19 protein-coding genes are annotated in these 21960 nt (G+C 66.5%); 7 read left to right on the forward strand and 12 right to left on the reverse strand.

Annotated elements, in window-relative coordinates:
- Nucleotides 1–32 precede the first annotated feature (32 nt).
- Complete coding sequence (gene chrA / locus ACI766_RS23235; protein WP_010793828.1) at nt 33–1238, forward strand: chromate efflux transporter; 1206 nt, start codon at nt 33–35, stop codon at nt 1236–1238.
- On the opposite strand, the gene ACI766_RS23240 is transcribed toward chrA, so the two are convergent.
- A complete protein-coding gene (locus tag ACI766_RS23240; RefSeq protein ID WP_003093807.1) occupies nt 1235–2851 on the reverse strand; it encodes a methyl-accepting chemotaxis protein in 1617 nt (538 codons plus the stop codon). The two genes, chrA and ACI766_RS23240, sit on opposite strands and share 4 nt — an antisense overlap.
- A 433-nt stretch (nt 2852–3284) precedes the next feature.
- Here ACI766_RS23240 and ACI766_RS23245 point away from each other — a divergent pair, with 433 nt between their 5' ends.
- Together ACI766_RS23245 and ACI766_RS23250 are read left to right on the forward strand one after the other, a co-directional pair.
- Nucleotides 3285–3536 (forward strand): hypothetical protein, encoded by a 252-nt coding sequence (locus ACI766_RS23245; protein ID WP_003117142.1) that lies wholly within the window; start codon nt 3285–3287, stop codon nt 3534–3536.
- A gap of 143 nt (nt 3537–3679) precedes the next feature.
- On the forward strand, nt 3680–5149 hold the full coding sequence (locus ACI766_RS23250; protein ID WP_003093821.1) for an inorganic phosphate transporter: 1470 nt from the start codon (nt 3680–3682) through the stop codon (nt 5147–5149).
- Between the two features lie 69 nt (nt 5150–5218).
- On the opposite strand, the gene pprA is transcribed toward ACI766_RS23250, so the two are convergent.
- Both pprA and ACI766_RS23260 read right to left on the reverse strand, forming a co-directional pair.
- On the reverse strand, nt 5219–7990 hold the full coding sequence (pprA, locus tag ACI766_RS23255) for a two-component system sensor histidine kinase PprA (protein WP_023104865.1): 2772 nt from the start codon (nt 7988–7990) through the stop codon (nt 5219–5221).
- A 9-nt stretch (nt 7991–7999) separates the two neighbouring features.
- On the reverse strand, nt 8000–8506 hold the full coding sequence (locus ACI766_RS23260; protein ID WP_003120840.1) for a TadE/TadG family type IV pilus assembly protein: 507 nt from the start codon (nt 8504–8506) through the stop codon (nt 8000–8002).
- A gap of 63 nt (nt 8507–8569) precedes the next feature.
- On the opposite strand from ACI766_RS23260, the gene fppA reads away from it, so the two are divergent.
- The gene (gene fppA / locus ACI766_RS23265; RefSeq protein WP_003110115.1) at nt 8570–9052 is read left to right on the forward strand and encodes a type 4b pilus Flp prepilin peptidase; all 483 of its coding nucleotides are present in this window, start codon (nt 8570–8572) and stop codon (nt 9050–9052) included.
- A 120-nt stretch (nt 9053–9172) separates the two neighbouring features.
- Complete coding sequence (gene pprB / locus ACI766_RS23270; RefSeq protein ID WP_003103959.1) at nt 9173–10000, forward strand: two-component response regulator PprB; 828 nt, start codon at nt 9173–9175, stop codon at nt 9998–10000.
- Nucleotides 10001–10025: 25 nt separating this feature from the next.
- On the opposite strand, the gene tadG is transcribed toward pprB, so the two are convergent.
- Genes tadG through rcpC form a run of 9 tightly spaced genes read right to left on the reverse strand, consistent with a single transcriptional unit; the run spans nt 10026 to nt 19195 of the window.
- Nucleotides 10026–11696 (reverse strand): type 4b pilus Flp biogenesis protein TadG, encoded by a 1671-nt coding sequence (gene tadG, locus ACI766_RS23275; protein WP_023104866.1) that lies wholly within the window; start codon nt 11694–11696, stop codon nt 10026–10028.
- A gap of 24 nt (nt 11697–11720) precedes the next feature.
- Complete coding sequence (locus ACI766_RS23280; RefSeq protein WP_003103957.1) at nt 11721–12005, reverse strand: DUF3613 domain-containing protein; 285 nt, start codon at nt 12003–12005, stop codon at nt 11721–11723.
- Nucleotides 12006–12027: 22 nt separating this feature from the next.
- A complete protein-coding gene (gene tadD / locus ACI766_RS23285; RefSeq protein ID WP_003114982.1) occupies nt 12028–12765 on the reverse strand; it encodes a type 4b pilus Flp biogenesis protein TadD in 738 nt (245 codons plus the stop codon).
- The gene (gene tadC, locus ACI766_RS23290; protein ID WP_087823981.1) at nt 12762–13673 is read right to left on the reverse strand and encodes a type 4b pilus Flp biogenesis protein TadC; all 912 of its coding nucleotides are present in this window, start codon (nt 13671–13673) and stop codon (nt 12762–12764) included. Before tadC ends, tadD begins: the two co-directional genes overlap by 4 nt.
- Nucleotides 13674–13682: 9 nt before the next feature.
- Entirely contained in the window at nt 13683–14567 is an 885-nt protein-coding gene (gene tadB / locus ACI766_RS23295; RefSeq protein WP_003103954.1) for a type 4b pilus Flp biogenesis protein TadB, read from the reverse strand.
- Entirely contained in the window at nt 14564–15829 is a 1266-nt protein-coding gene (gene tadA, locus ACI766_RS23300) for a type 4b pilus Flp biogenesis ATPase TadA (RefSeq protein WP_003093851.1), read from the reverse strand. Before tadA ends, tadB begins: the two co-directional genes overlap by 4 nt.
- Nucleotides 15826–17010 carry a type 4b pilus Flp biogenesis protein TadZ gene (gene tadZ / locus ACI766_RS23305; RefSeq protein ID WP_003093855.1) on the reverse strand — a complete coding sequence of 395 codons (1185 nt, stop codon included), beginning with the start codon at nt 17008–17010 and terminating at the stop codon, nt 15826–15828. Before tadZ ends, tadA begins: the two co-directional genes overlap by 4 nt.
- 9 nt (nt 17011–17019) lie before the next feature.
- Nucleotides 17020–18270 carry a type 4b pilus Flp secretin RcpA gene (rcpA, locus tag ACI766_RS23310; RefSeq protein WP_003107384.1) on the reverse strand — a complete coding sequence of 417 codons (1251 nt, stop codon included), beginning with the start codon at nt 18268–18270 and terminating at the stop codon, nt 17020–17022.
- 13 nt (nt 18271–18283) lie between these two features.
- A complete protein-coding gene (gene rcpC, locus ACI766_RS23315) occupies nt 18284–19195 on the reverse strand; it encodes a type 4b pilus Flp biogenesis protein RcpC (protein ID WP_003107382.1) in 912 nt (303 codons plus the stop codon).
- 408 nt (nt 19196–19603) lie between these two features.
- Between rcpC and flp the strand changes: the two genes are divergently transcribed.
- A complete protein-coding gene (gene flp, locus ACI766_RS23320; RefSeq protein ID WP_003107380.1) occupies nt 19604–19822 on the forward strand; it encodes a type 4b pilus Flp major pilin in 219 nt (72 codons plus the stop codon).
- A 189-nt stretch (nt 19823–20011) separates the two neighbouring features.
- Entirely contained in the window at nt 20012–21910 is a 1899-nt protein-coding gene (pctC, locus tag ACI766_RS23325) for a methyl-accepting chemotaxis protein PctC (protein WP_025324707.1), read from the forward strand.
- Nucleotides 21911–21960: the final 50 nt, after the last annotated feature.

Here is a 21960-nt window from a genome sequence, read left to right on the forward strand (position 1 = left end):
TATGCTCGCAGCAGCCACCATCCGGAGTTCGCATGCCAACCGCCAGCCGCCATCCCGACACCGCCCTCGCGGTGTTCCTCGCCTTCCTCAAGCTGGGCTGCAGCGCCTTCGGCGGGCCCATCGCCCACCTCGGCTATTTCCGCGACGAGTTCGTCCGCCGCCGCGGCTGGCTGAGCGAAAGCAGCTACGCCGACCTGGTCGCCCTCTGCCAGTTCCTTCCCGGCCCCGCCAGCAGCCAGGTCGGCATGGCCCTCGGCCTGGCCCGCGCCGGCTATCCCGGAGCCCTCGCCGCCTGGCTCGGTTTCACCCTGCCCTCGGCGTTGCTGCTGGTGCTCTTCGCTCTCGGCCTGGGACGCTGGGGCGCGCTGTTGCCCGAGGGCGTGCTGCATGGCCTGAAGATCGCCGCGGTGGCGGTGGTGGCCCAGGCGGTCTGGGGCATGGGTCGCAGCCTGTGCCCGGATCGCCCGCGCCTGACGCTGATGGCGCTGTCCTGCGCGAGCGTGCTGGCCTGGCCCACTGCCTGGACCCAGGTCGCGGTGATCGCCGGTGCCGGCCTGGCCGGCCGCGCCCTGTTGAAAACGGAAGCAGTGGAAGGCCACGAGCGGCTGCCGATCGCCATCGGCTACCGCGGCGCGCTGCTGTTCCTCACCTTGTTCGCCGTGCTGCTGGTCTGCCTGCCGCTGGCCGCGCGCCTCTGGCCGGAACAGTGGCTGCGCCTGCTCGATGCGTTCTACCGGGCTGGCTCGCTGGTATTCGGTGGTGGCCATGTGGTGCTGCCGCTGCTGCAGGCGGAAGTGGTACCCAAGGGCTGGGTCGACGGCGATACCTTCCTCGCCGGCTACGCGGCCGCCCAGGCGGTACCGGGCCCGCTCTTCACCTTCGCCGCGTTCCTCGGCGCAGCCTCGGGCCCGGCGCCGAACGGCTGGAGCGGCGCGCTGCTGTGCCTGCTGGCGATCTTCCTGCCATCGTTCCTGCTGGTCGCCGGTGCCTTGCCATTCTGGGAACGCCTGCGCCACGAACGCCGGGTACGGGCAACGCTGGCCGGGGTCAACGCGGCGGTGGTCGGCCTGCTGCTGGCGGCGCTGTACCAGCCGCTCTGGACCGAAGGCATCCTGCGCCCGGCCGACTTCGCCCTGCTGCTCTTCGCCCTGCTGGCCCTGCTCGCCTGGAAGACGCCGCCCTGGCAAGTGGTGCTCGCCTGCGCCGTGGCCGGCGGCCTGATCGCCACAGCCGGCTAGCCGTTCAAGGCCAGGCTCAGCCCCTGCGCCGCCGGCGCGGCCGCCTTGCCCGGCTCCGCGCCCTCCGGCCGGTAGCCGAGGCGCAGGCCGCCCCAGTGCTTGCCGTGGATGAAGATCGGCACCGAAAGATCGTGCATCAGCTCGCCGGTGTCACGGGTGTAGGTCTGTAGCAACAGCGGCTGCTGGTGGCTGCCGCAGCGAATCCCGGTGCGGTCGTTGAACAGGCGCTTGCTGCGGCTGCGCAACGCGTCCGTCTGCGGGTCGCCGCTGGGCGGATGGGCGAAGGCGCGATTGTGGGTGGGCACGTAGCCTTCGGGGGTACAGGCGATGGCGAATACCAGGTTGCGGTTGCGCTCCAGCAACTGCTCCTGGATGCCCGGCAGGACCTGGTCGGTGTAGCTGTCGAAGCGGGTCCGGTACTTGGTCGGCTGGGTATTGGGCAACGGCTGGTAGCTGCGGTCGAACAGGTCGTCGAGGTCGATGCGCCCGCTGCGCACGTCCTCCTCGAAGCGAGCGGCGATAGCCGCCGCGCCCTCCCGGGCGAGGTCGTAGACCGACTGGTGGTAGGCGTCCAGGCTGACCTCGGCGAGGCGCTCGCTGATCACCTCGGCCTGGTTCTCCAACTGGCTGGCAGCTTCGCCGAGGCGCAGGGTCTGTTCCTCGCTGGCGCTGAGGTCGCCGCGCACCTGCTCGACCGCGGCGAACAGGCTGGCGAGTTGGCTGCGGTTGATCTCGGCGCCCTGGGCGATCTCGGTAATCTGGCTTTCCACCCCGGCCGCCAGTTCGGCAATGCCTTCCAGTTGCCGACCGGTCAGCTCGACTTGGCCGACCCCTTCCCCCAACTCTTCGGAAAGCTGGCGGATCTGCTCGACCACCTCGCTGGTCTGGCGCTGGATCTCGGCGACCATCTGGCCGACTTCCTCGGTGGCCTCGGCGGTACGTCCGGCCAGGCCGCGCACCTCTTCGGCAACCACCGCGAAGCCGCGCCCATGCTCGCCGGCGCGGGCCGCCTCGATGGCCGCGTTGAGGGCCAGCAGGTTGGTCTGGCTGGCGATGCCCTGGATCACCAGGGTGACCCGCTGGATGTCCTCGCTGCGCTGGTTCAGCGCCTCGATCGCCTCGCGGCTGGCGCCCATCCGCTCGCTGAGCCGATGCATGCGCTCGATGGTCGAGGCCAGCAGCACCTGGCCTTCGTCGCTGCCGGCGCGCGCCCGGGTGGCGGCGTCCATGGCCTGGCGCGCCAGATTGGAGGTGGCGCGCTCGGTGTGGATCATCACTTCGGCGCTGCCGACGATCTGTTCGGCGGCGTCGAGCTGGGATTGCAGCTTCTCCGCCAGGCGCTTCACCGAGAACGCCACGCCGGCGGCCGACAAGGCGTTCTGGCTGGTGTTATGGGACAGGTCGCGAGCCAGCCGGGCGATGTCGGGCTCGCCGACGGTCGCCACCGCCGTGCGGTTGCCGGGAAGCAGCCAGGGCAACCAGAGCAGCGCCACGCCGAGCGGCAGGGCCAGGTACAGCGGCAGCCAGCCATGCCGGGCGCCGACCAGCAGGAGAACCAGGGCCAGGCTCTGCAACAGGCAGACGAAGAGGATGCGGGAACGAGCGGGCTGCATGAGTAAATCTCCGGCCTCCGGGGCGTTGCGTCATGACCCTGGGGTCGGACGGGCGACGGCGGGGCTTCTTTATTTGACTTGTAGTCCGGTTTGTAGCCCGCCCCCGGAAGCGCCGCCATCGTTCCTTAGTGGTATGGCCAATGGCTGGCATTCGACTAGCGCAGGCCGCGACGAAAGGCGGAGAACACCCCGGACGCGTCGGCCAGGCCTTGATCCATGGGGGCTTCGCCGCATTTCCAGGGGACGCTCGAAGAACTTCCGTCCTGCCGTCCGTCGGCCGACACCGTATGACAAGCCCGGAGCCCACGTTATAATTCCGCGCCCATTTACAGCCGGTAGCGGTCGACTAGACTCCCAACCGGCGCTGGCCGGACCCCGCTTCCGCCCAGCCTGGTCGCTATCGGGCCCGCTCTTTTTGGACTCAGGACCACCCGTGACGAAAGACGAATTGCGTGCCGCGCTGGCGCGCGAGGAACAGCGTTACAAGGACGTGTACGGCGGCGAAGTGACGCTTTATGCCGCCCAGCCGGAACCCGACCGCAAGCCCTGGCGCAAACGCCCAACCGTTCAGGAGCAGGCGTTCGACAGAGAACTGCAGAAGATCGAAGAAGAGCGTCTCAAGGCCGGGCAGGAAGCAGCGAACCCCATTCCATTTACCTCCAACCGACAGGAGAGCGACGGATAACGAAGCGTTTCAATCTGTTTCGTTTTTCCCGCAAAGCCCGATGCGACGGGGCGTTGCCCGCGACAATGGCAACCTTCCGGAGTTCCAGACGGATAAAAACGCATCTGGCATAATCGCCGCCCCGTCTCTGACCGGTTTCTCACATGTTCGATCTTTTCAGCGGGCTCGATGCCTGGGTGGGTATCAGCCTGGTGCTGGCCCTGGCCTTCGTCCTCACCTTCGAGTTCATCAACGGCTTCCACGACACTGCCAACGCGGTGGCCACCGTCATCTACACCAAAGCGATGTCCCCCTACCGGGCGGTGATGCTCTCCGGTGTGTTCAACTTCCTCGGCGTGCTGCTCGGCGGTGTCGGCGTAGCCTACGCCATCGTTCACCTGCTGCCGGTGGAGCTGCTGATCAACGTGAACACCGGCCATGGCCTGGCGATGGTCTTCTCCCTGCTCGCCGCCGCCATCGCCTGGAACCTCGGCACCTGGTACTTCGGCATCCCGGCCTCCAGCTCGCACACCCTGATCGGCTCGATCCTCGGCGTCGGCCTGGCCAATGCGCTGATCACCGACGTGCCGCTGGCCGAAGGGATCAACTGGCAGAAGGCGATCGACATCGGCCTGTCGCTGATCTTCTCGCCGCTGGCCGGCTTCATGGTCGCCGCGTTGGTCCTGCTCGGACTGAAATGGTGGCGTCCGCTGTCGAAGATGCACAAAACCCCGGAAACCCGTCGCGAACTCGACGAGAAGAAGCACCCGCCGTTCTGGAACCGCCTGGTGCTGGTGCTTTCCGCCATGGCGGTAAGCTTCGTCCATGGCTCCAACGACGGCCAGAAGGGTATCGGCCTGATCATGCTGGTACTGATCGGCATCGTCCCGGCCAAGTTCGTCCTCGACCTGAACAGCACCACCTACCAGATCGAGCGCACCCGCGACGCCGCCCTGCACCTCAGCCAGTTCTACCAGCGCCACACCGATACCCTCGGCGACATGCTGGCCCTGGGCAAGAGCAATGGCAGCGAGATGCCGCAGTTCTACCGCTGCGATCCGAAACAGACCGAGCCGACCATCAACGCGCTGCTCCGCGACCTGCGCGGCGTGCCCAGCTACAACGACCTGGACGCCGACGAGCGCGTGCAGGTGCGTCGCTACCTGCTGTGCCTGGACGACACCGCGAAGAAGGTCGGCAAGCTGTCCGACCTGCCGGCGCGGGAGAAGGCCGACCTGGAGAAGCTACGCAAGGACCTGACCGCGACCACCGAATACGCGCCGTTCTGGGTCATCATCGCGGTGGCCCTGGCTCTCGGCATCGGCACCATGGTCGGCTGGAAGCGCGTAGTGCTCACCGTCGGCGAGAAGATCGGCAAGCAGGGCATGACCTACGCCCAGGGCATGAGCGCGCAGATCACCGCCGCCGCCGCCATCGGCATGGCCAACATCTACAGCTTGCCGGTGTCCACCACCCATGTACTGTCCTCCGGCGTGGCCGGGACCATGGTGGCGAACAAAAGCGGCCTGCACGGCGGCACCGTGCGCAACATCCTGATGGCCTGGGTGCTCACCCTGCCGACTTCGATGGCGCTGTCCGCCGGCCTGTTCTGGCTGGCCTCGCAATTCATCTGAGCCGCCTCGCCGGTTGAAAAAAACGCCTGCTTGTCCGCAGGCGTTTTTTTTGCCGCGCTCCCACCGACGTCATCCGCCCGCCTCGGCGGGCAGCGCCGCCAGCGGCAAGCGAACCACGAACAACGCGCCCTCCCCCTGGTTGGCCGCCGTCAGGCTACCGCCCATGTTGCGCACCAGATCGTGGCTGACCGAGAGACCCAGGCCGGTACCCTTGCCCTCCACCTTGGTGGTGAAGAAGGGTTCGAATATCCGCTCCAGCAGGAGCGGTTCGATCCCGCCGCCGTTGTCGTGCACGTGCAATTCGACCCAGCCCGGTTCGCGGCAGGCCACCTGCTCCAGGCGAATGCGCCGGCTGGCCAGGCCAAGATTGCCGAGCAGGGCATCGCGGGCGTTGGCGAGCAGGTTGATGATCACCTGTTCCAGCTGGTCCGCCTGCCCTCGTACCACCATCCGCTGCGTCGGCGCCGGGCACTCCACCTCGATGGCGTGCTGACGCAGCCCCTCGCCGAGCAGCCCCAGGGCGCCTTCGAAGGCGGTATAGGGGTCGAACGGCAGCGCCTCCAGCGCCGACTTGCGGCTGAACACGCCGAGGTGGCTGACCAGGCGGTCGACGCGCATGACCTGGGCATCCATGCGCTCCAGTTTCTCGCCCAGGTAGTCGCCGTCGAGGCCGACGCTGTTCATCCGCTGGCGCATGTTGAAGAGGGTCATGCGCAGCACGTGCAGCGGCTGCTTCACCTCGTGGGCGAGGCCGCTGACCATCTCCCCCAGGCTGGCCATCTTGGCGCCTTGCGCCAGTTGCTGCTGGGCCCGACGCACCGGCGTGTTGTCGCGTCCCACCGCCTGTACCTCGCACAATTCGCCCCGGGCGTCGAACAACGGTCGCTCGGCCCACACCAGCCAGAGAAAACGTTGCCCCGGCAGGTTGAAGCGCAGTTCCGGCACCTCGCTGGCGCCCTCCCGCGGCGAACCCAGCAGACGCGCGCGCAAGGCGCTGGCGTCTTCCGCCGCCAGCCACTCGTCGAGCCGGCGACCGACCAGGCGCTCCGGGCTGGTCGCGAGGCTATCGGCGAAGGTCCGGTTCACGTAGGTCAGCACCAGGTCGGCGGTATAGCGACAGATCAGCGCCGGCGAATCCTCCACCAGGACCCGGTAGCGTTCCTCGCTCTCGGCGATACGCTGTGCCGCCAGGTGCTGCTCGGTCACGTCCAGCCACAGGCCCACCGCCTCGCTGGGCAGGCCCTGGGCATCGCGCAGCAGCTTGGCTTCGTCGTAGAGCCAGTGCCAGTTGCCCTGGCCATCGGCGAGGCGATAGCGGGTCTTCACCCGGCCTTCGCGAAGCAGCTCGCGGCCGCGGGCGAAAAAGGCCTCCAGATCATCCGGATGCACCCGCTCGGCGAGCGCCTGCCAACTCTGTCCCTGCAGGTCGAGGCCGAGCAGGTTGCTCGCGCTTTCGCTGTAGAACTCCGGCACCAGGTGCCCCTGCTCGACCCGCTGGACATAGATCACCACCGGCGCACTGTCGATCAGGCTGCGCAACCGCGCGTGGGCCGCCTGTGCCCGTTCCTCCTGGCGCCGGCCTTCGCTGATGTCGAGCAGCACGCCGGACAGCCCCAGGGCACTGCCGCGTCCCAGCGGCCGGCCCTCGATGCGCAGCCAGCGGCGCTCGCCGCGGCTATCCGGCTGACGCAGGCAAAGGTCCTGGGCCAGCGCCTGGCCGCTGCGCAGGCTGGCACGCAGGCGCAGGCCGAGCTCGTCGGCGTCCGCCGGTTGCAGCAGGCCCTGCAGGTGTTCCAGCGGCACCCGACGATACTCGCCGGTCAACCCCAGGCTATCGTGCAAGGCCGGCGCCAGTTCGAAGAGTTCCTGCTCCGCCCAGTAACGCCACCAGCCGCCGCCGATCATCTCCTGCAACAGCCCCAGCTTGCGCGAACTGTCGTGCTGCTCGTGGAGTTCGCAGCGGTCCGCCACCTGGTTCGCCAGCAGTTCCGCGAGGTATTGCCAGTCCTGCGGCGCGGGCCCCTGGGCGAGCTGCTCCAGCGACATCGGCCGCACCAGCAATGCCCCCAGGCGGCCACCGCGCATCGCCGCCGGCACCAGGTAGAGCGCGTCCTCGCCGATCTGCCGGAGCAGCGTCGAGGCGCCTTCGCCACGGCGTAGCAAGCGCGCGCCCGCCCCTTCGCGCAGGTCGTCGTCGGCGAGTTGCAGGGTCGGTCGCAGCAAACTGTCGCTGCCAGGCCGCACATGACTGGCGAAGACCGTGCAGAAACCCTTGCCGTCGCCCAGCAGCAGGGCGATAGCCTGCATCTGGAACGCGCCGGAGAGCGATTCGAGAATCTCCTGGACCGCCTCCGCCAGGTGCCCGTGGGAGACATGGCGCAGACGCGAAAGGATCAGCTTGCCCAGGCTCAGGCTCTGCAACTGGTGCTGCTGGCTGTCGGACTGCCAGTTGAGGTCGGAGATGTCCATGCCCAGCAGCAGCGAGCGTCCCAGGCCGTCGAGAGGCTGCATCGGCTGGAAACGACAGGTCAATGGCGCGGCGGCATCGCTGCGCAGCGTCAGGTCGAGACGCTCGCCCCGGCGCAGGCCGGCCAGCGTCGGCGCACCGGGGGCGCGCCGCTCCAGATACTCGGCGAAAGGCCGCGGCTGTTCGCCAAGCCCATGGGCGCACTGCAGACGATACGCCTGCCGCCCGCCGACCCGGATCACGCGGTCCTGTTCGTCCACCTCGAAGCACAGGTCCCAACTCCTCAGCGAAGCGCTCCAGAGGGCGGGGCCTTCCTGCGAAAAGGGTTCCGGCCTCTCGGCCTCGGCGGACGACGAGCGGGAAAATTCGAACATGCGACCACCTCACAGCAACAGGTTGGCACTCGCCTTCAGCGTCTGCGGCAGGTTGGGAATCGCGCCGATGCCGGGGAAGCTCAGCACGGGGATGATCGCCTTGCCCGGATCGCCGTACGGGTACTGCACGCAGACCTCGATCCGCGACGTGGCGCTGACGTAGTCGGCGTACTGGCCGTTACCGGCACAAGGCTGGAGGTTCGCTCGCCAGGCCGCCGGCATCCAGTCCAGGCGTGCGAGCAACTCGTCCCTGGCACGGGCTTCGGCGAGGCTCTCGTAGCCCGCATCGGAGGGATCGACAGCGATCGCCGCACGGGCCCCCACGGCAGCGGCATCGTTGAACGACTGCAACATGAGCAAAGGAATGCTGTAGCTGATCAGGCCGTAGACCAGCGCGAAAAACAGCAGGAAGATCGCTGTGAATTCGATGGCGACGGCGCCGTGCTGGCGTCGCCGGGAAGCTTTTCCGAGCATGAGCTGACATCCCCGATCCGCATCCTTAATACTAGTCGTCATTCGCTCCGCCAACGTTACTGAAAAGGTATTAATCCAGATGTCGAAAAAAGGCTGAAGAACAGGATGGAGCAATTAGCACTGGCCTTGTGGGCAAGCGTTTGCGGATATCAGGACATCAAACGTTTGCGCGTCTCCAACTGGCTTATCCTGGGCGGTTTTCTTATTTCCTTTGTTTATTTATATGTGAAAGAGTCAAGCCTGACCGGCGCTACGGTTAATATGGCAATGACCGCACTTTTTATAGGCGTCTGCCTCAGCCTTCCCGGCTACCTTCTCGGCAGGCTCGGCGCCGCCGACGTCAAGTACCTGGCCGCACTGGGGCTGGCCAGCGACCCACTTACGGTGCTCTATAGCCTGGCCTTCGGCTGCCTGCTGTGCATCGCGCTATTCATCCTCGTAAAGTTATTCAAACGTTCGGTAGAAAAGTCCGCAATGAATGAAGAAGTTCGCCTTCGAAGGGCACCGTCAAAAAACAAGTCATTCCCTTTTATATTCGCCATGAGCGCCGGCCTTTTGGCACATCTGATTATCAGTAAAATTATCTGAGTAAACTTGCGGAAGACCTCACTTAGCGACTATATGCTTATGGCTAATACCATTCGGTATGGCTGCATTCCAATGCACGTCCCCTGTTAAAAACAAAATAAGCAAATGGAGCGTATGACCATGGACAAACCGGCCTCGCGGCATTTCAGCGTCTTGATCATCGATGATGAACCCCAGGTGACCTCGGAACTCCGCGAACTGCTGGAAAACAGTGGCTACCGTTGCGTAACCAGCACCCACCGGGAGTCGGCGATCGCCAGCTTCCAGGCCGACCCGAACATCGGCCTGGTCATCTGCGACCTCTACCTGGGGCAGGACAACGGTATCCGCCTGATCGAGAGCCTCAAGGAAGTCGCCGGCAATGGCAGGTTCTTCGAATCGATCATCCTCACCGGTCACGATGGCCGCCAGGAAGTGATCGAGGCCATGCGGGTCGGCGCCGCCGACTACTACCAGAAACCGGTGGCGCCGCAGGAACTGCTGCATGGCCTCGAACGCCTGGAGAACCGCCTGCACGAGCGCGTCCGCAGCCAGTTGAGCCTGAGCCACGTCAACCAGCGCCTGGAATACCTCGCCGAATCGCTGAACTCGATCTACCGCGACATCCACAAGATCAAGTACGAGGTACACGGCAACAGCCAGCCGAGTGCCCTCAAGAGCGAAGACAGCCAGCCGTCCGCGCCGCCGGCGTCGGTCGCGGAAAGCCAGGTGTCCCCGAGCAATCCGCTGTTCGGCAAGCTGTCGCCCCGCCAGCAGGCGGTGGCGCGGCTGGTGAGCAAGGGCCTGACCAACTACCAGATAGCCTACGAGCTGGGCATCACCGAGAACACCGTGAAGCTGTACGTCTCCCAGGTGCTGCGCCTGATGCATATGCACAACCGCACCCAGTTGGCGCTGGCCCTGTCGCCTGCGGCGATGCAGCAGGGCAGCGGAGCGGTGGTGCACTGACAGGCGCGATGGCCCGGCGGGCCTGCTAGATCAGCAGTTCCGCCCTGCCGACATCGACCTTCAGAATCTCCGCGTCGATGTATCCAAGTTGTACCCCCAGCAAGGGCAGGACCAGATTCAGGATCGGCGTCAGCAGCCCATCGACCAGAGGTGCCACCACGGAATTCACGATGAGGTCGGTGAGCGCCGTCGAGCCGCACAGCAAAGGCAAGCACAGTCCGAGCACCACGGGATTGACGTTGATGCTGGTTTTCAGGGTACTGGCGAGAAAGCCGCTTTCCGGCAACCTGCGGCTCTGGACGAGATCGGAACCGTCGGCTTTCACGTTGAATCGCGTATCGCCCGAGCTGCCGGCGATCGAGGTATCGAGCTTGAGATCCAATCGCACCAAGCCGCCAAGCACCAGAATCGAGCCGACCTGATCGATGTTGGCCGGACTGCCGATCTTTATCGTCGCTCCGCTGCTTCTCCAACCGAAGTCCAACGCGGTATCCGGGCGGGTACAGGCCATGCTTTTCAGCCAGACGGCTCCCGACGCGCCTTCGATGGCCAGTTGCAGTTTCGTGGTGGCGAGAATGGACAGGAACCCGGAATCGATGTCCGCCGTAAGTCGTACCTGGGACTGGCGCACCTCCGTGCGCCAGGCGCCGCTCTCATCCTGCCCTGGCGGCCCGGAGACGATCCTCTTCGGCTCTACGACCGTGAGCCGTGCGTTGGCCAATCCGGGGATGCCCAGGTTCACGGCGACCGCGGAATTCTTGTTGGCGACCTGGGCAACCGCCATGATGAGATCCAGCGCATTGATCGCCGTATCCAGCTGCGACATGCTGTTCACCTCGCCGGCGCTCAGCCCCAGCAAGTCTCCCAGTTTCAACGTGGCCGACTTTACCCCCACCAATTGCGTTCTCAGGGCCTCGACCGAGGCTACGCCGTTCTTCGCCAGGACGTTCACGCTGGCGGCGAGTACCTGCTGCAAGCCGACGTTGGTATTCAACAACTGTTCGATGGTCCCCAGGCTGGTATCGACCCCGAGCAAGCCCATTCCATCCGCGCCGAGAATGTCCAGCACACTGAGCTTCGCGTCGGCGATACCGTTGTAGGCCGCCGCCGAGAGATCGATGTGGGTGCCCAGCAATCCGCTCAGGATGGGGTTGAGCAACGCCGATTGACCACTGTTCACGCTGGCCAGCCCCGTGCCTGCGGAAATCGTGGCGTTCGGCAGGCGGCGCGCCACGGCCTCTGCGCGGAGATCGACGTTGGCATTGCCGCCGCCGAACAGTCCCCCGAGGTTGGCGACCAGGCTGCCGGGAACGCTCTTGGTCACCTTGACATGCACCGCCTCGTTGGCGGCAGCCGCGTTCGACGCGCTGGCTATGAAACTGCGCAGGCCGCCGGCACTCAGCACGCCGCCGACCTCCGCCGACAGGCTGGAGCCGGCGGCGTCCGCATCGAACCCGTTGAGCATCGCGCTGGCCTTGGCGAAAGACGTCGCCTGGGCAGAACTCTGGTCGCCGCACAAGGCTCCCTGGGAGGCACTCTCCAGCGCCGCCACGTCCGCCACTCGCTGCAGGTTGCGCTGCTCCAGGTAGAGCCGCCCGGTATCCACCACCAGCAACAGGCAGATCAAGGCCAGCAGCAGGGTGGTCGCCGCCAGGATGCCGATCGCCCCGCGCTGTCTTGCAGGCCATCCGTTCATGCCCTGCCCCTCCGCCAGGAACCGTCAGTTCTTGCTCTCGCCGAAGCCACGATCTTCCAGCAGGTACTCGGGAATCTCGTGCTCATAGCTTTTCAGGTAGCGCTGGTAGGCACGCTGGCGCTCGGCGGCGGTCGCGCTTTGCCGAACCGGGCTGGCGGCCCGGCCGCTCGCCTGGATGGCCAGCCAGGCGCGGGTGGCGGTCTGCGGTTCGGCCGTCGCTGGCGCGGCAGGACGGACCGCCGGCGTGTCCGCGGCCCAGGCCGGGCCGGACAGGAGCAGCAAGACGCCGAACAGGATTCGCTCGTGCATGGGTCACCTCTCCGGCGCCGGCTCAGGGCGCCTCGTTGGCCATCGCGGTATGCATATTCGCCTCCGCCGGCAGTTCCGCCAGCGGGTCGTCGCTTGCCGGCGCCGCGCCGGGTGTCGGTACGGCACCCCAGCTGCGCGCCCGCGCCTCGGCCGCGCGGATGTCCCGGGCATCCAGCTGCAAACGCTCGATCAGGCGCTGCGCATCTTCCCGGTCGCCTTGCAGGTACAGCAGGCCGAGCAGGTTGGTCGCCGGCAGCTTGCCACCCTGCTGCAACTCCAGCGCAGTGATGAATTCGAAGCGCGCGCCGACACGGTCGCCGCGCTTGAGCAGGGCGACCCCCAGGTCGTTGCGGAAGCGGCTCTCGGTCGGCCGCAGGCGCGCCGCCTCGCGCAGCTCGAGGACCGCCCGGGCGCTGTCGCCATTGCGCAGGGCGAGCAGGCCGAGGCCGTGGTGCGCCTCGGGTGCCTTGCAGGTTTCCAGCAGGGCCTGGTACTCGGCCCTGGCCCGCGGGTCGCCGATCCGGCGCAGGATCAGCGCCCTTTCCTCGCGCACGTCGAGCAACCCCGGCGGCATGCTTTCCAGGTTGGCCAGGGCCGCATGCAGGCGGCCCTCGCGGATCATGTCGCGGACCATGTTCATCTGCAGTTCCTGCTCCTGGCCGAGCTGCTGCGAACACTCCCGTGGGCCGTCCCGCCCCGGCAGCGCGGCGCAACCGCCGAGCAGGGCGGCGCACAGGCCGATGCCGATCAGTGCTTTCATCCCAGTCCTCCCAAGGCCTTGGTGATGGCAAGGACGCCCGGACCGGCGAGGACGATCAGCAGCGCCGGGAACAGCAGCACCATCATCACCAGGCTCATCTTCGCCGACAGCTTGCCGATGCGTTCCTGCAAGGTGGTCAGGCGCCGGTCTTCGAACAGTTGCTTGAGCGTCAGCAGGGTGCTGCGCGCACTGCCGCCCTGGCGCAACATCTGCCGTAGCACGCCGCAGCAGTCGTTCAGCGGGTCCACCTGCAGGCGCCGGGCAAGCGCCTCCAGCTCTTCCGCCAGGTCGATGCCGTTGTCGGCACGGGTCAGCGCCAGGTCCAGCTCGCGGGCCAGTTGCGGGGTGATCCCGCGGCCTTCCAGGCAGACCACGCGCAGCGTCTGCTCCACGGTCAGGCCGGCGTCGAAGAGGATGCGGATCAGTTGCACGAACAGGATCATCTCGTCGGCGATCAGCGCCCGGCGCGCCTTGGCGAAGTGCTTGAGCACCTGCTTGGGCAGGAGGAAACCGATGCCGGCGGCGAACAGCAGCGGCACCGCGTAGGACGCCTCGCTCTCGGCGCGCAGCAGCTTGACCAGCAAGACCAGGAGAACGAACAGCAGCGGCGTGAGGAACACCGAGATCAGGTACAGGGTCCGGTAGCGACTCTCGTGCCAGCCGGCCTGTTGCAGCAACTGGCGGGCCTCGCTGTCCATCAGTTGCAGGCGCCGCACCCAGAAGCTGTCGTCCATCCGCTCGGTCATGCCGGCCAGCCACCTGGTCGAGCCGCCAGGGTTGGCCAGCGCTCCCAGGCGCCTCTCGATCAGGCGCTGCTCGCGGCTGCCGTTGCGCGCCTGGAGCAACAGCAACAAGGCACCGCCGACCTCCATCAGGAGCGCCGCGAAAATCAGCCACTGTGCCTGCATGGCCACCTCCTAGACGCTCTTGAGCATGCGCCACAGCGCATAGCAGCCGAGCAGTTGCAGCCCGAGCGAGGCCAGGAGCAGGAAACGCCCGGTGCCGTCGGCCCACATGTTCAGCAGATAGCCCGGGTTGCTCGCCAGGATGTAGCCGCCCAGGGCGCTCGGCACGCCGGCCAGGACATAGGCGCTGATCCGTGTCTCGCCGGTCATCGCGTGCAACTGCCGGCTGAGCTTCTCGCGCTCGTGGATGAGCTTGACGATGCTGTCCAGCAGGTCGCTGGTATTGCCGCCATAACGGTGGTTGACCGAGACGCCCAGGGCGAGGATGCGCAGCTCCTCAACCTCGTAGAGTTCGGCGACTTCCTGCAACGCCTCCGGCAGGTGGATGCCGAGAAGCACGTGGTTGCGCGCCAGGGTGAAGATGTCGCGCAGCGGCTCCTCGGCATTCTCCACTGCCTGCATCAGCGCGTCGCCCAGCGTGCGCCCGGCGTGCAGGCTGCGCACTACCTGGTCGAGGAAACGCGGCATCTGCCGGATCATTCGCTTCAGGCGGCGCTGGTAGAGCATGCCCAGGGCGACGCGGCAGGACAGCGCCGCCAGTAGCAGGCCGCCTAGCGCGCCGACGATGCCGAACAGGCGTAATCCGCTCCAGACCAGCAGCAGGGCAAGCACTGCCGCCCCGAACAACCACGGACGCGGGCGCTGGATACCGGCGCGACGCATCTGGCGAGCCAGCCAGTGACTGCTGCGCGGCCGCACCGCGACCGCATCCTGGCGTCCCAGCAGCCGTTCAACCACCAGTTCGTTGCGCCCGGCGCGCCAGCCCATGAACGCCAGGGCCAGCGCGGCGAAAGCCAGCACGCCGCTGAACAGCACCAGCAGTTGCGCGCCGTTCACAGCAGCGCCTGGCGGAATTTCTGCCCGACCGGCGCGGCCTGGCGGACGAACTGCCCGCTACCGCGCCGGTCGAGACTGAACAGGGTATTGGTGACGTACACGCCGTCGCGCACCTCCAGCACCTCCAGCACTTCGCTGATGCAACGCCGACCGCTGGCCAGGCGGGTGATCTGCACCACCACGTCCAGCGCGGCGCAGATCATCAGGCGCAAGGTCTGCTCCGGCAGCCTGTTGCCGGTCAGGCCGACCAGCATCTCCATGCGCAGCAGCGAATCCATCGCCGAGTTGGCGTGCACCGTGCTCATCGAGCCGTCGTGGCCGGTGTTCATCGCCTGCAGCACGTCGAGTACCTCGACGCCGCGGATCTCGCCGAGGATGATCCGGTCCGGGCGCATCCGCAGGGCGTTGCGGATCAGGTCGCGGGCGGTCACCTCGCCGTAGCCCTCGGCGTTCGGCGGACGGGTCTCCAGGCGCACCACGTGGTCGTGGCCGAGTTGCAGCTCGGCGGTGTCCTCGATGGTGACGATCCGCTCGCGTTCGTCGATGAAGCCGCTGATGACGTTGAGCAAGGTGGTCTTGCCGGTGCCGGTGCCGCCGCTGATGAGGATGTTGCAGCGGCGCGAGACCGCCTGGCGGAGGAACTCGAGCAAGGCTTCGTCGACGCTCTGGTAGGCCAGCAGGTCGGCACTGCGCAGCAGCTCCTGGCTGAACTTGCGGATCGAGATGCACGGCCCGTCCAGCGCCACCGGGGGAATGATCGCGTTGACCCGGCTGCCGTCAGGCAGGCGCGCGTCGACCATCGGGCTGGACTCGTCCAGGCGTCGGCCGAGGGGCGCGAGGATACGCTGGATCACCCGCAGTACATGGTGGTCGTCGATGAAGCGCAGGTCGCTCTGGTAGAGCCGCCCTTCCCGCTCGACGAACACCCGGCCCGGTCCGTTGACGAGGATTTCCGAGACGCCGGGATCGCGCAGGAGGATCTCCAGCGGGCCGAAGCCGGTGAGTTCGTCGACCACCTCTTCGGCCAGGCGGTCCAGTTCGTAGCGGGAGATCGCCAGTTGATGGCGCGAGCCGTATTCGCAGACCTTTTCCGAGACGTACTGGACCACGGCGGAGCGCGCGCCCTCCAGCAGGTTCATGCCGTCTTCGTCGATCTCGTCGATGATGTAGCGGTGCAGGCGCAGCTTCAGCGCCTGGATGTCCTGCTCCTGGCGGTAGTGGAAGGCACCGCCGTCAGGACGCGCGCCGAATCCCGTGCTCATAGCAGCGCCGCCTTGGCCCGGCCGAGCCAGGACAGCAGCGAACGGCGCTCGCCGCGTGTCACGCACAGGCTGTCCGCCAGTTGCCGCAGCTTGGCCGCCAATGGGTCGCGCGGCGCCACCTCGAACAGGCTCTTGCCGAGGTTCTTCGCGCGCAGGCGCGATTCCGGGGACAACGGCAGGACACCGAACAGATCGAGGTCGAACATCCGGCTGAGGGCCTGCTGGTCCGGCGCCACATTGGGCAGGTAGCGCTCGATCAGCAACTCGATGGAGGGCAACGGCAGGTTGCGCTCGCGCAGGCGGCGCAGGCGCTCCAGGCCCTTCTTGCAGGACGGCACGCTCTGGTCGACCATCCACAGCACGCGGTTGGCCTGCACCAGCAACTGGTTGCTCAGCTCGCCCTCGGGCAGCCCGGTGAGGTTGACCACCACATGGCTGAACGCCCCGCGCAGGTTGCCCAGCAACAGATAGAGTTCGGCGGTGGTGACTCGCTCCAGCACGCCGGGCTCGTCGGTCAGGCTGAGTATCCGCAGGCCGCTGTCGAGGCGGGTGAAGGCGCTGTCGATCAGGGTCTGGTCGAGGCGCCGCAGGTTGCGCAAGGCATCGCTGAAGGTGAAGGCCGAGTCCAGGCCGAGGATCGCCAGCGCCTCGCCGGTGGGCTGGCCGACGTCCAGCAGCAGGACCTGGTTCGGCGTCTGCTCCTGCAACGCCTTGGCCAGGTGCAAGGCGACGAAGGCGCCGTCGGCGTCCGGTCGGGCGCTGACCAGGGTCAGCAGCTCGCCCTGGCGCGCCGCGCTCACCGGCACGCTGGGCAGGCGTCCGCCGAGGCGCCGGATCAGCCCGGTCAGCTCGCTGGCGCGGGCGCCGTAGGTGATGAAGTCGCGCGCGCCGGCGCGCATCGCCGCTAGCACCAACTGGTTGTCCAGGCCGTCGCCGATGGCCACCACCGAGAGCATCGGCCGCGCCGATACCAATCCCTCGACCAGCGCGCCCTGGGACACCAGGTTGCTTTTGCCGAGGCTGATGAACAGCACCCCGGCGGCGGTGACGTCGAGCAGCGCCAGCAGCTCCTCCAGGCTGGCGCTGCCTGCCGGAACCACCTGGCCGGCGGACGCCAGGCTGTTCTGCAACCAGTCGAGTTCGCCGGGATGCTGGGTCAGCGCCACGAAGTTCTGGTTCATGCGCGCCTCCTAATCCGACAGACCGGTGTCGTTCTGCTGGCCGTCGTACTCGCCGCGCTCGAGGAAGTACAGGCGCGAGAACCCCGGATCGTAGTGCCGCAGGCCCTCGCCGGGCAGGTCCGGCAACTGTGCGTCGGCGGCCAGCGGCTGGACCAGGTGCGGGGTGACGATCATCAGCAGCTCGCGGTCGTCCTTGTCCAGCTTGGTCGAGCGGAAGAACGCACCGAGGATCGGGATGTCGCCCAGCCAGGGAAACTTGTCGACGTTGCTCACCGAGTTGCTGCTGGTCAGCCCGCTGATCACGAAGCTCTCGCCGTCGGCCAGCATCACGCTGGTGTCGGTGCGCCGGACGCGCAGTGCCGGCACCGCCACCCCGCCGCTCTGGATGCCGGCGCTGTAGTCCAGTTCGCTGACCTCCGGCGCCACCTTGAGAGCGATGCGGCGGTTGTTCATCACCGTCGGGGTGAGGGTCAGGCGGATGCCGAACTCCTTGTATTCGATGGTGACGTTGTCGTTGGTGCCGTTCGGCACCGGGATCGGAAACTCGCCGCCGGCGAGGAACGACGCGCTCTGCCCGCTCATCGCCACCAGGCTCGGGCGCGCCAGGGTATAGGCGAAGCCGCTGCCCTCCAGGGCATTCATGAAGCTCAACCACTTGCCGCCGCCGAAGATCAGGTTGAATCCCGAGCTGCCGGTGCCGAAGGTGCCGCCCAGGCCGCTGCCGTCGGCATTGACCTTGATGTCGCCGAGGCTGCCCGGCGCACCGAGCACCCAGAGGTTGCCGCCGCGGCGGACGAACGAGGTGCTGGCCTGCTTCAGCTTGCTGCGGCTGACCTCGACGAAGCGGATATCGGTCTGCACCTGGTTCGGCAGCTCCTCTGCGGCGCCGACGGTGAACGCTGGAGCACCGCGGGTATCGACGCTACCGCGTCCCTCGACCTCCACCAGGCTGCGCAACGGCTCGGGACTGCAGCCGGTCCAGATCAGCAGGCTGGTGGAGCCCTGTTCCTTACCGGTGACCAGGAAGCCGCGACGATCCAGCAACTGTACGTCGGCGATCTTCGGATCGCCGATGGCCAGCCGTTCGATCGGCACCGCCAGGCGCAGGTCACGCTGTTGTCCCTGGACGACGTCGACCCGCGGCGCCTGCGCCAGCAACTCGATGCAGCCCTGCGGCAAAGCCAGTGCCGGCAGCGCCAACGCCACCCCCAGCAGCCCTCCCAGCCAGCGCGACACGCCTATCCCGGTGCTCCGATGCATATGCCGGCTCCCCTCAAGGCACTTCATGGGTCATGGCGCTGCCACGGTAGACCGTGACCCCGTTGGCCACCGGCACGCGCGGAGCCGCGCTGCGCACGCTCGGCGCCGTCGGTTTGCGGCGCTCCAGCAGTTGGTCGAGACTCAGCGCCGCGCTCGGCGCGCCCAGCGACGCTTGCAGCAGCGCGCCTTCCTGCTCCCTGCGGTAGAGTTCTTCGTCCTTGCTGCGGATGGCCAGGCGCAGCGAACCGGCCTGGCTCGCCAGCATCAGCCGCGCCACGCCGTCCTCCGGTACCGCCAGCACCGCGGTACGCGGCGGACGCGGGTCCTTTTCCTGGTTCGAGCGGTCCTGTCCATCGCTGCCCACGGCGATCCGCTCGCCGTAGGTCAGTACCCGGACGCCGGGCAACACCAGTTGCGCCAGCGGGGTCGATTCGCCGTCCCGCTCGTCACGCACGAAGAGCATCACGTCGACATAGTCGCCGGGCAGGACGAAGCCGCCGCCGCCGACCACTTCGTCCACAGCGATCGCCATCGCCCGCTCGTCCGGACGGATGGTCCGGGCCAGCGGACCGCCGGGTTCGAGGGTCGCGGCGGAAAGAATGCTGCCGGCCGGCACCGCGACCCAGACCCGCTTGCCGAGCAACGCCTCGGGCCTGTCGTAGCTACCGACCGGTGCGGTCCGCAACAGCTCGACGCTCAGGTCATCCTTGCCGATCACCGCCAGCGCCGGGAGATCGCGACTGGCCACCAGCACCGGCTTGCGTTCGAGCTTTTCCAGCGAAGCGTCCACCGTCGCCGAAGCCGGCGCCACGGATGGAGCGTGCGCGTTCGATGGCGCGCGGCCGATGGATACGCCGAGGTATCCGAGCAACACCGCACCGAGCAGCAGCAGGCCGGCCAGGGCCATCAGCACCTTGCTATTCATGGGCAGACCCCTGCTATGCGTCCGGACAGGTCGATGAACGGAAAATCACCGGCGATCGCCGATGAACGAAAAAGAAAAAGTGGCGTCTTGCTGTCCGTGTCATGGCCATACTCCGGGACTGGCTTTCCATGGCAGGTACATTGGGTTATCGACTGGAGACAGTCGTTATTCAAGAACCAAAGTTCATAACTTCGACCATGCGGCGATAGGCCTGAATCTAGACTTGGGATAATCAATGTCAATTTGTCATTAGATGTAGTCCAAGCCGTGTAACTCGCCATATAACCTTGCGACTAATCCACTCCTACTAATGCCATTTAGTTGTTGCAAAACGCCATCATCGGCCTAGCCTCAGCGTGGAGGCAGGGCTCTGTCTCGGTGATTGCCGCGTTCGAGGAGCAAACAAGAATGAAGAACCTGACTCTGCTCGTGTATTGCAAACTTCGCGCATTCCTGGCGGACGAAGAAGGGGCAAATGCCATCGAATACGCGGTTATCGCAGGTTTGATCGCGGTGGCTCTGATTGCCGTATTGAGTCCCACGGACAGTGGTATCGTCGGCGGGCTGAAAGCCTTCTTCGACGGAGTCGGCGAAAAAGTCGGCGGGCTGGCTCCGACAGCGAACTGACGCGAGCGCTTTCCCGGTCGCTTCCCATAGTGGCGCCATTTTCATGGCGCCACTATTTTGCCTTTGTAATGGCACTGTGCTACAAAGCCTGCCGTTCAGGCGCTGGATCATGGCTTTCCCCCGCAAGCTCCCTACCTGGTGGCCTGGGCTCCCCGCCCTTCTTGAGGCTTTTGCCAGGACGCATCGCTCATGCTTCGCTCGCTGTCGTTTGCCAAGAAAATCCTTCTCGCCGCCGCGCTGGTGGTAGTTTTCGCCTTCAGCTGCTTCATCCTCTACAACGATTACCGACAGCGCGAGGCCGTGCGCACGGACACGGAAAACTACCTCGGGGAAATCGGCACCCTGACCGCCAGCAACATCCAGAGCTGGCTGGAAGGCCGCATGCACCTGGTGGAAGGCCTGGCCTCGCAACTGGCGCTGCTCGACCAGCCCGACGAGGCGAATATCGCAAGGCAACTGGAACAGCCCGTCTTCAGCCGCAATTTCGCGTCGGTCTATCTTGGCGAGGCGGCCAGCGGCACCTTCACCATGCGCCCCTACGACGCCATGCCGGAAGGTTACGACCCACGTACCCGCGCCTGGTACAAGGACGCGCTGGCGGCCGACCGGCTGATCGTCACCGAACCTTTCGTCGATGCCGGCACCGGCGAGCAGATCCTCGCCATGTCGCTGCCGGTGCGGCACGCCGGTCAACTGCTGGGCGTCGCCGCCGGCGACATGAAGCTGGAGACCCTGACCGCGATCCTCAATTCCCTGAAGTTCGACGGTGCCGGCTACGCCTTCCTGGTCAGCGACGCCGGCAAGATCCTCCTCCACCCCGACTCCGGGCTGGTCCTGAAGACCCTCGCCGAAGCCTATCCCAAAGGCGCACCGAACATCGTCCCCGGGGTCCACGAGGTGGAACTCGACGGTCGCAGCCAGTTCGTTTCCTTCACCCCGGTGAAGGGACTGCCCGGCGTGACCTGGTACGTCGCCCTGGTCCTCGATCGCGACACCGCCTATTCGATGCTCAGCGAATTCCGCACTTCGGCGATCGTCGCCACGCTAATCGCGGTGGTCGGCATCATGCTTCTCCTCGGCATGCTGATCCGCGTACTGATGCAACCGCTCACCGACATGGGCCGCGCCATGCAGGACATCGCCCAGGGCGAAGGCGACCTGACCAAGCGCCTGAAGGTCACCAGCAACGATGAATTCGGTACGTTGGCCAATGCCTTCAACCGCTTCGTCGAGCGTATCCACGAATCGATCCGCGAGGTCGCCGGGACCGCTCGCCAACTGCACGATGTGGCGCAACTGGTGGTGAACGCCTCGAACTCCTCGATGGCCAACTCCGACGAGCAGTCCAACCGCACCAACAGCGTCGCAGCAGCGATCAACGAACTCGGCGCCGCCGCCCAGGAAATCGCCCGCAACGCCGCCGATGCCTCGCACCACGCCTCCGACGCCAACCACCAGGCCGAAGACGGCAAGCAGGTGGTCGAGCAGACCATCCGCGCGATGAACGAGCTTTCCGAGAAGATCAGCGCCTCCTGTGCCAACATCGAGGCCCTCAACAGCCGCACGGTGAACATCGGCCAGATCCTCGAAGTGATCAAGGGCATCTCCGAGCAGACCAACCTGCTCGCCCTCAACGCCGCCATCGAAGCCGCGCGCGCCGGCGAGGCCGGACGCGGCTTCGCGGTGGTCGCCGACGAGGTGCGCAACCTGGCCCACCGTGCCCAGGAGTCGGCCCAGCAGATCCAGAAGATGATCGAGGAACTTCAGATCGGCGCCCGCGAGGCGGTGGCCACCATGACCGAAAGCCAGCGTTACAGCCTGGAGAGCGTGGAGATCGCCAACCGTGCCGGCGAACGCCTGGGTAGCGTGACCAGCCGGATCGGCGAGATCGACAGCATGAACCAGTCGGTGGCCACTGCCACCGAGGAACAGACCGCGGTGGTCGACTCGCTGAACATGGACATCACCGAGATCAACACCCTCAACCAGGAAGGCGTGGAGAACCTCCAGGCCACCCTGCGCGCCTGTGGCGAGCTGGAAACCCAGGCCGGGCGCCTGCGCCAGCTGGTGGACAGCTTCAAGATCTGAGCCCGTCCGTCCCACAGGCCGGCTAACCGCGAAGCGGTTAGCCGGCGATC

The sequence above is a fragment of the Pseudomonas sp. DL genome (genome assembly GCF_047199225.1).
Lineage (GTDB): Bacteria > Pseudomonadota > Gammaproteobacteria > Pseudomonadales > Pseudomonadaceae > Pseudomonas > Pseudomonas aeruginosa.

What these genes read in the sequence shown, in the direction of transcription:
- rcpA (WP_003107384.1), bottom strand. Translation starts at nt 18,270, where the DNA reads ATGCATCGGAGCACCGGGATAGGCGTGTCGCGCTGGCTGGGAGGGCTG.
- tadD (WP_003114982.1), bottom strand. Translation starts at nt 12,765, where the DNA reads ATGAAAGCACTGATCGGCATCGGCCTGTGCGCCGCCCTGCTCGGCGGT.
- pprA (WP_023104865.1), bottom strand. Translation starts at nt 7,990, where the DNA reads ATGTTCGAATTTTCCCGCTCGTCGTCCGCCGAGGCCGAGAGGCCGGAA.
- flp (WP_003107380.1), top strand. Translation starts at nt 19,604, where the DNA reads ATGAAGAACCTGACTCTGCTCGTGTATTGCAAACTTCGCGCATTCCTG.
- ACI766_RS23280 (WP_003103957.1), bottom strand. Translation starts at nt 12,005, where the DNA reads ATGCACGAGCGAATCCTGTTCGGCGTCTTGCTGCTCCTGTCCGGCCCG.
- tadA (WP_003093851.1), bottom strand. Translation starts at nt 15,829, where the DNA reads ATGAGCACGGGATTCGGCGCGCGTCCTGACGGCGGTGCCTTCCACTAC.
- pctC (WP_025324707.1), top strand. Translation starts at nt 20,012, where the DNA reads ATGCTTCGCTCGCTGTCGTTTGCCAAGAAAATCCTTCTCGCCGCCGCG.
- tadC (WP_087823981.1), bottom strand. Translation starts at nt 13,673, where the DNA reads ATGCAGGCACAGTGGCTGATTTTCGCGGCGCTCCTGATGGAGGTCGGC.
- ACI766_RS23240 (WP_003093807.1), bottom strand. Translation starts at nt 2,851, where the DNA reads ATGCAGCCCGCTCGTTCCCGCATCCTCTTCGTCTGCCTGTTGCAGAGC.
- ACI766_RS23250 (WP_003093821.1), top strand. Translation starts at nt 3,680, where the DNA reads ATGTTCGATCTTTTCAGCGGGCTCGATGCCTGGGTGGGTATCAGCCTG.
- rcpC (WP_003107382.1), bottom strand. Translation starts at nt 19,195, where the DNA reads ATGAATAGCAAGGTGCTGATGGCCCTGGCCGGCCTGCTGCTGCTCGGT.
- ACI766_RS23260 (WP_003120840.1), bottom strand. Translation starts at nt 8,506, where the DNA reads ATGACGACTAGTATTAAGGATGCGGATCGGGGATGTCAGCTCATGCTC.
- tadZ (WP_003093855.1), bottom strand. Translation starts at nt 17,010, where the DNA reads ATGAACCAGAACTTCGTGGCGCTGACCCAGCATCCCGGCGAACTCGAC.
- tadG (WP_023104866.1), bottom strand. Translation starts at nt 11,696, where the DNA reads ATGAACGGATGGCCTGCAAGACAGCGCGGGGCGATCGGCATCCTGGCG.
- chrA (WP_010793828.1), top strand. Translation starts at nt 33, where the DNA reads ATGCCAACCGCCAGCCGCCATCCCGACACCGCCCTCGCGGTGTTCCTC.
- fppA (WP_003110115.1), top strand. Translation starts at nt 8,570, where the DNA reads ATGGAGCAATTAGCACTGGCCTTGTGGGCAAGCGTTTGCGGATATCAG.
- pprB (WP_003103959.1), top strand. Translation starts at nt 9,173, where the DNA reads ATGGACAAACCGGCCTCGCGGCATTTCAGCGTCTTGATCATCGATGAT.